This window comes from Burkholderia sp. CpTa8-5, from assembly GCF_017815045.1.
GTDB lineage: Bacteria > Pseudomonadota > Gammaproteobacteria > Burkholderiales > Burkholderiaceae > Burkholderia > Burkholderia sola.
In genome coordinates this window covers 67,444-76,143 of the sequence record NZ_JAGIQD010000011.1, presented here as the reverse complement: position 1 = coordinate 76,143, position 8,700 = coordinate 67,444, and the positions used below count along the sequence as shown (strand labels likewise).

Here is an 8,700-nt window from a genome sequence, read left to right as displayed (position 1 = left end):
CACGCAGAAGCGGAAGTATAGCAGAGTCGTATAAAAAGGGAAGCCTTATTCGCGAATTTGGTGCCATGGCCTTGGCCGGCCGCCCATCGTGTACCCTTGAGGGATCAGTCATCCACGTTGAATCTGCATCATGAACAAGGCGTTTGTCAAAGAGTCGGACGGTGACGACGACGATCTCGACCAGGCTCAACCCGCGATTCCGGCGGGCGCGAAGAACTACATCACGCCGGCTGGCCACAAGCGGCTGAGGGACGAGTTGCTGAACCTGATCGACGTCGAACGTCCCGAGGTCGTGCGGCTCGTGTCGTGGGCGGCCTCGAACGGCGACCGGTCGGAAAACGGCGACTATATCTACGGCAAGCGGCGGCTTCGCGAGATCGATCGCCGCATCCGCTTCCTGACGAAGCGGCTCGACCTTGCGGAAGTCGTCGACGCGAGCCGGCAGGAGAACGTCGACCAGGTGTTCTTCGGCGCGACGGTCGATTACGAGACGCCGGACGGCGCGGATCACACGGTGACGATCGTCGGGATCGACGAGGTCGATCTCGACCGCGGCTGCGTCAGCTGGATCTCGCCGGTCGCGCGTGCGCTGATCAAGGCGAAGATCGGCGACACCGTCACGCTGATGACGCCGGCCGGCCCGCAGCCGATCGACATACTCGACGTCCGGTATCCGGCGCGGGGCGACGCCTGACTGGCGGCCCGCGCCGCGAGAAAGAAAAAGCGCCCCGATGGGGCGCTTCGTCTTTCGGCGTATGGCGAACGGGCCGGTCGCTCAGAAGCGGTGACGCAGGCCGGCCGTGACCGCGATCTGCTTGTTGGTCGACGACGCGGCGCCCAAGCCGTTGATGTTGGCGCCGAGGTCCAGTCCGTCGGTGTTGACCTTCTGGAACTCGCCCTGCAGGTACACGTCGGTGCGCTTCGACAGCGCGTAGTCGGCTTGCAGGTTGAACTGGTGCCAGGTCGGCTTGTCGCCGGACAGGCGGCCTTGGGTGTACGTGTAGGAGCCGGCGAACGACAGGGCCGGCGTCAGCGCGTAGCGGCCGTTGATCTCATAGTTGCTGAAGCGCCCGGTATCGCCGAGGCCCGTGATGCCGCCCGCCACGCCCGATTGGCCGGCGCTGATCGCGCGAAGGCCGGTCAGGCGCGTCTGGGTGAACACGAAGCCGACCGTGGCGGGGCCGAACCCGTAATTGAGGCCGGCGCCCCAGGTGCGCTGCACGCGCGACGCGAAGGTCCAGTCGCCGGTGACCGCGCCCGGATCGGACGCGGCCTGCGCGAGCGCGTTCACGTCGCTGTTCAACTGCAAGTAGGCCGCGGCAAGGTTGAAGCCGAGGTAGCTGTACGACACGCCGCCGCTGTACGCGCGGTTGTTCGCGAACGCCGACGAGTTCGAGAACCCGTACAACGCACCGAACTTGAGGCCGCCGTAGTTCGCGCTCTGATACTTGACCGAGTTGTTGATCCGGAACGAGTTGTTGAGGTTGTCGTTGTCGAACGGGTGGGCAAACTGGGTGCCGCCATACTGGGTACCGGTCAGCGACAGCGGCCCGAGATAGTCGACGACGCTGTCGTACTGCCGGCCCAGCGTCAGCGAACCGTAGGTGTTGTGCGCAAGCCCGACGAACGCTTGCCGGCCGAATTCGCGACCGTTCTGCTTCAGCGCGCCGTTGTTGATGCCGAAACCGTTTTCCAGCGTGAAGATGGCTTTCAGGCCGTCGCCGAGATCTTCGGTGCCGCGCAAGCCCCAGCGGCTGCCGTTGATCGAACCGCTCGTTTCCTGCCAGGCGCTGTGGCCGCCCTGATTGTTCGTGTAAGTGATGCCTGCGTCGATCAGGCCGTACAGCGTCACGCTGCTTTGTGCATGGGCGGCGGTAACGAATACACCCGACAACGCGGCGACGATCAGGGTCTTGTTCATGGATCTGTCTCCAAACACGATGATGTCGATCGAACCTGGGGCGGACGGCCGTGCTTTGTTTGATGCTGTAGCCGGCCCGGCAGAACGGCGGTGCGCATATCAGAAATCCATTTGCAGTGTACGAAGTGTGCGGAGCGAGGGCGGTTCACGCTTTAAGAAACAGTGTGTTTTGAAATCCGCAAAAATCGGGAAAGTCGCGCAACCGATTGCCACGCAAGGGTTCGCTGCGGCGCAGCAAATGGAAATAACGATCAGGACTGCGTAGAGGGCGTTGCGCGTTTGCGACGGACGGTCAGCGGCCGGCGGGAGCGGCTATAGCCCGATTATTGACACATCGGCAATAGAGGTTTGTGTGGAGCATGGATAATGAAAGGTGGTTCTCTCGCTATACTGCGATCTCTGCTTTCCGAAGCAGACTTTTTCGTTGACGGAAAAGATCTCCAAACCTTTGTCGGCGCGACTTCCCAGTCGCGCTTTTTTTTGCCCGGCCGCTCAGCGCGCTACGACGTGTACGAGCGGCGCTTGCGCTGGCGCTTGCCCGCAGGCGCGGCATCCTCTGCTTCGATCGGCGGCGGCGTGTTGGTCCAGTCTTCCATCACGTAGTGACGGGCATCCAGAGGCGATGCGAGCAGGTTCTGCCAGTGATCGCCGTGCCACGTCATATCGAACTCGGTATCGCACGGCGCTTCGCGCGCGGACTCGGCCAGGGCGCGGGACTTGCGACGTACGCGTCCGAGCCGGCTCGCGAAGCGCTTGATTCCGTCCAGCCACATGACCCTCTCCTTCCTTTCAGCGTTGATTCAGGATCGCAACGTCGCCCGACTTCTGCAACCCGAAAAAACCCGAGGATTTTACCGGGTCGATTTGTCCCCGGTAGAAATTTCGCTTCCGGCGATTATTAGCGATCCGATCCCGGTAATGTTGACAGGTTTTTGATGCGAATCAATTAATCATCGGTGACGGTGTACCGATTCCAGTGGTATTAGCGTCTTTTCAAGAAAGCAGTGGCTAAAAATTTTCTTGACGCACCCGGATTGTCCAATTTATAAAGTGAGCACTCCGTCCTCGGGCGGCGTGCTGGTGTGGGTGCTGGCGCAATGTTTCGGGATTTCGGGAAACGGCTATAAAAATAGCTTTTTTGATCTTATCGAGTGGGGAAAGAAGACATGGATACCGGTATCGTGAAATGGTTTAACGATGCTAAAGGTTTTGGCTTTATTACGTCGGACAATGGCGGTGAAGATTTGTTTGCGCACTTTTCCGAAATCCGGATGGACGGCTTCAAGACGTTGAAAGAAAACCAGCGTGTTTCGTTCGAGGTCAAAGTCGGACCGAAAGGCAAGCAGGCAGCGAATATCCAGGCGGTCTGACGCGCCACGCATTGCCGATCACGTCCGGCCCCCGCATCGCGGGGGCTTTTTGTTTTCGGGGGGACGGAGCGAGCCGGTCCGGGCTGGCCCGAGTACGCATGCCGGTGCATACTCACGGAAGCATCGTTTCCCTGTCTTTTCATGTCCGATTCCGTTCCGTCCGATCCCGCCAGCGAGCAGCCGCTCGTCTTCGTCGACCTTGAAACCACCGGCGGCTCGTCCGCCGACCACCGCATTACCGAAATCGGCGTGGTCGAAATCGGACCGCTCGGCGTGTCGACGTGGACGAGCCTCGTCAATCCGGGGCAGGCGATTCCGCCGTTCATCCAGCAACTGACGGGCATCTCGGACGCGATGGTGCGCGATGCGCCGACGTTCGCATCGCTCGCGCCGGCGCTGTTCGAGCGGCTCGACGGGAAGCTGTTCGTCGCGCACAACGCGAGCTTCGACCGCGGCTTCCTGCGCGCCGAATTCGAGCGCGCCGGCCTGGCGTTCAATCCCGATGTGCTCTGTACGGTGCGGCTGTCGCGCGCGTTGTTTCCGCGCGAATCGCGGCACGGGCTCGATGCGTTGATCGAACGGCATGGGCTCGTTCCGGCCGCGCGTCACCGGGCGCTGGCCGATGCCGACCTGATCTGGCAGTTCTGGCGCCAGCTGCACGACATCGTGCCGCTCGAGCGGCTGCGCGACCAGATCGCGCGCACGACGCGCCACTTCCGTCTGGGCGGCGATCTGACCGAGGCCTGGCTGGATACCGCGCCGGCAGGGTGCGGCGCGTATGCGCTGTTCGGGGAGCGTGACGAAGCGCTGTATGTGGGTCGTAGCGTGCGCGTGCGGCAGCGGCTGCGCGCGCTGCTGACCGGCGAGCGCCGCTCGTCGAAGGAAATGCGGCTCGCGCAGCAGGTGCGGCGCGTCGCATGGCGCGAGACCGGCAACGAGCTGGGGGCGATGTTGGCCGAAGCGCAATGGATCGCCCGGTTGCGCCCGTCGTACAACCGGCGCCCCACGGCCGACGCCGTCCGCGCGGGCGGTGCGCCCTGGCCGTTCGAAGGCGCGGTCGCGTTCGAGGCGGACGGCGAGCGCCGCCTGTTTCATGTGATCGATGGCTGGTGCTATCTCGGTTCGGCGGACTCGCTCGATGCGGCTGCGCGGCTCGTGGCCGACGCGGCGGGCGGCGTGTTCGAACCCTTCACCCATCGCCTGCTGCAGACGCATCTCGCGCGCGGCCTGCAGGTGATTCCGCTCGCGGCGCTGACCGCCGCGGACTGAGCGCTGCCGGGCGATCCGTGCCCGCCGCGTCAGCCGATCGCGCTGGCCCCGCCGGCGGAGCAGACATGCGACAGCGCGGTATCGAGTGCCCGCGTCTGCGCGGAATCGTAGCGCGTGAGCGTCTTCCAGTTCGCGATGCTGCGCGCGAGCCGCGCCTGGCAATCGGGCGCGTCGCGCAGCGGGGCGACCTGCGCGAGACCGGCGAGCATTTTCTGCGTCAGCCGATCGAGTGCCGGCCGCGTGCTGGTCGCGAGATCGGGCGGCGTGCCTTCCGGCGGCCGCGTCGCGCGCCAGGTCGCGAACAGTGCGTTCTGCACGTCCTTGCTTGCGGTGATCTGATCCTCGAAGAATGTGCGGGCGAAGGCGGGATCGACGCCGGCCTCGGCCGCGCGCTTTTCGACGGCAGTGAGCAGGGCCGCTTCGCGCGGCTGGTCTTCGATGGCCTTGTGATTCGCCCATTTCCATCGCGCGACCGGTTCGGCGAGCGCGAGGCGCTGCGACGCGAGCGCAACGACGTTGGTGAGGGCGGTGTCGTCGCCGTCTGCGCGGACGGCAGGCGACGAAAGGAGGGCGACGCCGAGTGCGGCGACAGCGACGCTGGCACGAATGGCTTGCTTCATCGGAACGATCAGGAGAGCCGGGCGGGCCGGACGTGGAAAACCAGAAGGATAGACGAAGACAGTCGCGCGGCGTAGCGTCGCGACAGGAGAATCAGCAGGCGAGCTGACCCGGCACCGTCAGGCTGTTGCAGCCCGGGTGCGAAGCGAATTGCGCGCGAAGCGCTAGGATGAACCGCACGATAGCGAGGGTCGACACGTGGCGGTTACAGAACCGGACCGGCGTTCACTTCGGCGAGTACAGCTTGTGCTGCTCGTCGAAGAATGCCCGAACGTGCTCGGGCAATTCGGCGAGGAATTCCACGCCGACGGGTTCCGGATCCGGGCTCATCACTTGTTCGGGCGGTGGCATGCGAGTGGGTCTTTCGTCCATGATCGTTTCTCCAGCAGGTTCAATGATTATCAACCTCGCGCTCGGATTTGTGCCAGCGGCGAATCGTTAGATTTTGTCTCTGTTGTATTAACGGCACATGCGCTCCGGCGCGAAGTGTGATGCCCGCTATCGCGCGCCGCGCGACGGCGACAATCGGGCCGCTTGCTATACTTGCGCGCACTTTTTCCTGGACCGCGATGAGACGAACGACGCGATGGATCGGCCTCGTATGGCTGGCGCTGGTACTGAACGTACTGTCGCCCGTCGTCGGCTACGCGCGTCTTGCGTCGAGCGGTTCCGGCGCGCTCACGCTCGAGTTGTGCAGTGCAGCGGGCGCGCGTCGGGTCGTGCTCGCGCAAGCGGGCGACGACCGCGACAGGTCGTCGTTCGACCACGCCGGCGTCCCGCATTGCGTGTACTGTCCCGGCTTCGCCGCGAACGTCGCGCTGGGCATGAGCCTGCCTGCGATGCCGGGCTTCGTGCGCACGTTCGCGTATCGGATGGTCGCCCCGATCGTTCCCGATGTGCCCCGCAAGGGCATCCGTCTTGCGCAGCCGCGCGCCCCGCCTGAAAACGTTCCGGTCTGATTGATGTCCTTCGCGCGCCCCGGTGGCGCGTGAGCCGCCTGCGGCCTCGGCCCGCGCGTCGCGCCGTGCGTGCGTGCGCGGCTCGCGCCCCGTACCCGGCGGCGTCCGATCACGTTTTCAGGAAACCACTCATGTCGTCTACCCTTGCCGCGCGGTCGTCGCGCGGCCGGCTCGCGCTCGCCTGCGCGGCCGCTTTCGCATGGCCGGCCGCCCACGCGGCTTCGACCGACGATGCCCGCGCCGACGCGGCCCATGGCGGTGGCATCGATCGTCCCGCCGCCGCCGCGGCGCCGGCGGCCGTCGGTGTCGCTGCAGCGGCCGTGGCGGTCGGCGATACGTTGACCGCCGTCAGCGTGACTGCGCAGCGGCAACCGGTCGACCCGGATACGCCGGCCGTCGTCGCGTCGATCACGCGCGAGCAGATCGATGCGCACACCAACGTCACCACCGAGGACGCGCTGAAGTACGCGCCGAACCTGATGGTCCGCAAGCGCTACATCGGCGACCGCAACAGCGTATTCGCGGGCCGCGACTTCAACGAACTACAGAGCGCGCGCGGGCTCGTCTATGCCGACGGCGTGCTGCTGTCGAACCTGCTCGGGTCGAGTTATGCGTACCCGCCGCGCTGGTCGCTGATTCCGCCCGACGACATCGCGCGCGTCGACGTGCTCTATGGCCCCTTTTCCGCGCTGTATCCGGGCAATTCGATCGGCTCGACCGTGCTGCTCACCACGCGCCGCCCCGAACAGCTCGAGGCGTCGCTGTCGACGCAGTTCTTCACGCAGCGCTACCGCGACGGCTACGGGTTCGCGGACAGCTTCGGCGGCAATCACCAGACCGCGCGGATCGCGAACCGCGTCGGCCGGTTCTGGCTCGCGCTGTCGCTCGACCGGCTGGAGAACGACGGCCAGCCGATGCAGTACGCGAGCCCCAATTCGGCCTACAACCCGAAACGGGGCGCCGCCGTTCCCGTGACGGGCGCAGCGACCGACATCGGACCCAACGGCAAGCCGCGGACGATCGTCGGCGCGCAGACGATCGAGCGGACCGAGCAGCTCAACGAGACGGTCCGGATCGGCTATGCGTTCACGGATCGTGTCGATGCGACGCTGACGCTCGGGCATTGGGAGAACCATTACCGGCAGCACGGCGAGACCTTCCTGCGCGATGCGACGGGCAATCCGGCGGCCGGCGCTCCGGTCTACGGCGGCAACGTGTCGATCGGCGGCCAGAACATGACGGTCGCGCCGAGCGCATTCGCGCCGCAGCGCGGCGACCAGGAGAACTGGCTGTATGCGCTCGGACTGAACGGCCGGCTCGAATCCGGCTGGCGGCTGTCGGGCGTGGTGTCCGCGTACGACGTGTCGCGCGACGTGCTGCGCGCGGCCTCGACCGTGCAGGGCGGAGCGGGCACGCTGTTCCAGGGCGACGGCACCGGCTGGCGCACGCTCGACCTGAAGGCCGAGGCGCCGGCAGTGAAGGGCCATACGTTCACGTTCGGCTATCACTACGACAACTACTTCCTGCGCAACGTCACGTACAACACGGCCGACTGGCTGGCCGGGCCGATCACTTCGCTCGCGAGCGTCTATCGCGGCGACACGCGCACGCAGGCGCTGTTCGGGCAGGATGCGTGGCGCTTCGCGCCGGGCTGGCTTGCGACGCTCGGGCTGCGCTACGAGCGCTGGGACGCGTACGGCGGCGCGCTCGGCAATGCGAACGGCACGCTCGGCTACGCGGACCGCGGCGCGAATGCGCTGTCGCCGAAAGTCGCGCTGCAGTGGGATGCGACGCAGGTCTGGCGCTTCCGGCTGTCGTTCGCGACCGGCACGCGGTTCCCGACGGTCGGCGAACTGTTCCAGGGCACGATCTCGAACAACGCGATCGTCAACAACAACGCGAACCTGCGCCCGGAAAAGGCGATCGACTGGGACTTCACGGCCGAACGCGACGTGGGCGTCGGTGTCATGCGCGCGAGCGTGTTCCAGAGCGACCTGCGCGATTCGATCTACAGCCAGACGACGGTGTCGGGCGCGAGCACCGTCACCAACATCTCGAACGTCGATCGCGTGCGGGTGCGCGGCGTCGAACTTGCGTTCAGCGGCGAAAACGTCGGGCTGCGCGGGCTCAACGTCGACGCGAACGTATCGGCGAGCAACGCGCAGATCCTCGCCGATGCCGCGAATCCGGCCTATGTCGGTTCGCGTTTCCCGCGCATTCCGCGCATGCGCGCGAACCTGCTCGCGTCATATCGCTTCGACGAGCACTGGCTCGCGAGCGTCGGCGTGCGCTACTCGGGCCGCCAGTTCAACACGCTCGACAACAGCGACGTGAATCCGGACGTCTACGGCGGCACGAGTTCGTTCACGGTCGTCGATCTGAAGGCGCGCTACCGCTTCGATCGTCACTGGACCGCGTCGGCCGGCATCGACAACCTGACGGACCGCCGCTATTACGTGTTCCACCCGTATCCGGGGCGTACTTTCTATGGAGAACTGAAATGGTCGCTGTGAAATCGCACGCGGCAGGCTACGCGCGGTGGCTTGCGGCGCCGTCGGCGGCC

Annotated in this window: 10 protein-coding genes; 6 read left to right on the top strand and 4 right to left on the bottom strand. The window is 65.5% G+C overall.

All coding sequences use genetic code 11. From position 1 onward, the window contains the following. The first annotated feature begins 130 nt into the window (after positions 1-130). Positions 131-694 carry a transcription elongation factor GreB gene (gene greB / locus J8I35_RS18475; RefSeq protein WP_209926491.1) on the top strand — a complete coding sequence of 188 codons (564 nt, stop codon included), beginning with the start codon at positions 131-133 and terminating at the stop codon, positions 692-694. An 81-nt stretch (positions 695-775) separates the two neighbouring features. On the opposite strand, the gene J8I35_RS18470 is transcribed toward greB, so the two are convergent. Together J8I35_RS18470 and J8I35_RS18465 are read right to left on the bottom strand one after the other, a co-directional pair. Further along, positions 776-1,921 carry a porin gene (locus tag J8I35_RS18470; protein WP_209926489.1) on the bottom strand — a complete coding sequence of 382 codons (1,146 nt, stop codon included), beginning with the start codon at positions 1,919-1,921 and terminating at the stop codon, positions 776-778. Positions 1,922-2,421: 500 nt separating this feature from the next. Next, on the bottom strand, positions 2,422-2,694 hold the full coding sequence (locus J8I35_RS18465) for a hypothetical protein (RefSeq protein WP_050011579.1): 273 nt from the start codon (positions 2,692-2,694) through the stop codon (positions 2,422-2,424). Between J8I35_RS18465 and J8I35_RS18460 the strand changes: the two genes are divergently transcribed. The 3 genes from J8I35_RS18460 to J8I35_RS18450 all read left to right on the top strand — a co-directional run bounded on the left by J8I35_RS18460 (position 2,693) and on the right by J8I35_RS18450 (position 4,560). Continuing rightward, the gene (locus tag J8I35_RS18460; protein WP_209926487.1) at positions 2,693-2,857 is read left to right on the top strand and encodes a hypothetical protein; all 165 of its coding nucleotides are present in this window, start codon (positions 2,693-2,695) and stop codon (positions 2,855-2,857) included. The genes J8I35_RS18465 and J8I35_RS18460 overlap by 2 nt on opposite strands. Positions 2,858-3,087: 230 nt before the next feature. Beyond that, the gene (locus J8I35_RS18455; protein WP_027783827.1) at positions 3,088-3,291 is read left to right on the top strand and encodes a cold-shock protein; all 204 of its coding nucleotides are present in this window, start codon (positions 3,088-3,090) and stop codon (positions 3,289-3,291) included. A 141-nt stretch (positions 3,292-3,432) separates the two neighbouring features. Further along, positions 3,433-4,560: an exonuclease domain-containing protein gene (locus J8I35_RS18450; RefSeq protein WP_209926485.1), complete on the top strand. Its 1,128-nt coding sequence runs from the start codon at positions 3,433-3,435 to the stop codon at positions 4,558-4,560. Positions 4,561-4,589: 29 nt separating this feature from the next. Here J8I35_RS18450 and J8I35_RS18445 read toward each other — a convergent pair whose 3' ends face one another. Both J8I35_RS18445 and J8I35_RS18440 read right to left on the bottom strand, forming a co-directional pair. Next, entirely contained in the window at positions 4,590-5,180 is a 591-nt protein-coding gene (locus J8I35_RS18445; RefSeq protein ID WP_209926483.1) for a chorismate mutase, read from the bottom strand. 223 nt (positions 5,181-5,403) lie between these two features. Then, positions 5,404-5,508: a chorismate mutase gene (locus J8I35_RS18440; protein WP_162484450.1), complete on the bottom strand. Its 105-nt coding sequence runs from the start codon at positions 5,506-5,508 to the stop codon at positions 5,404-5,406. Between the two features lie 239 nt (positions 5,509-5,747). On the opposite strand from J8I35_RS18440, the gene J8I35_RS18435 reads away from it, so the two are divergent. Both J8I35_RS18435 and J8I35_RS18430 read left to right on the top strand, forming a co-directional pair. Beyond that, positions 5,748-6,137: a DUF2946 domain-containing protein gene (locus J8I35_RS18435; RefSeq protein ID WP_209926481.1), complete on the top strand. Its 390-nt coding sequence runs from the start codon at positions 5,748-5,750 to the stop codon at positions 6,135-6,137. Positions 6,138-6,268: 131 nt separating this feature from the next. Beyond that, positions 6,269-8,650 carry a TonB-dependent receptor gene (locus J8I35_RS18430; protein ID WP_209926479.1) on the top strand — a complete coding sequence of 794 codons (2,382 nt, stop codon included), beginning with the start codon at positions 6,269-6,271 and terminating at the stop codon, positions 8,648-8,650. Positions 8,651-8,700: the final 50 nt, after the last annotated feature.

Coding starts and splice junctions, on each gene's coding strand:
- greB (WP_209926491.1), top strand. CDS start 131: ATGAACAAGGCGTTTGTCAAAGAGTCGGACGGTGACGACGACGATCTC.
- J8I35_RS18470 (WP_209926489.1), bottom strand. CDS start 1,921: ATGAACAAGACCCTGATCGTCGCCGCGTTGTCGGGTGTATTCGTTACC.
- J8I35_RS18460 (WP_209926487.1), top strand. CDS start 2,693: ATGACCCTCTCCTTCCTTTCAGCGTTGATTCAGGATCGCAACGTCGCC.
- J8I35_RS18465 (WP_050011579.1), bottom strand. CDS start 2,694: ATGTGGCTGGACGGAATCAAGCGCTTCGCGAGCCGGCTCGGACGCGTA.
- J8I35_RS18455 (WP_027783827.1), top strand. CDS start 3,088: ATGGATACCGGTATCGTGAAATGGTTTAACGATGCTAAAGGTTTTGGC.
- J8I35_RS18450 (WP_209926485.1), top strand. CDS start 3,433: ATGTCCGATTCCGTTCCGTCCGATCCCGCCAGCGAGCAGCCGCTCGTC.
- J8I35_RS18445 (WP_209926483.1), bottom strand. CDS start 5,180: ATGAAGCAAGCCATTCGTGCCAGCGTCGCTGTCGCCGCACTCGGCGTC.
- J8I35_RS18440 (WP_162484450.1), bottom strand. CDS start 5,508: ATGAGCCCGGATCCGGAACCCGTCGGCGTGGAATTCCTCGCCGAATTG.
- J8I35_RS18435 (WP_209926481.1), top strand. CDS start 5,748: ATGAGACGAACGACGCGATGGATCGGCCTCGTATGGCTGGCGCTGGTA.
- J8I35_RS18430 (WP_209926479.1), top strand. CDS start 6,269: ATGTCGTCTACCCTTGCCGCGCGGTCGTCGCGCGGCCGGCTCGCGCTC.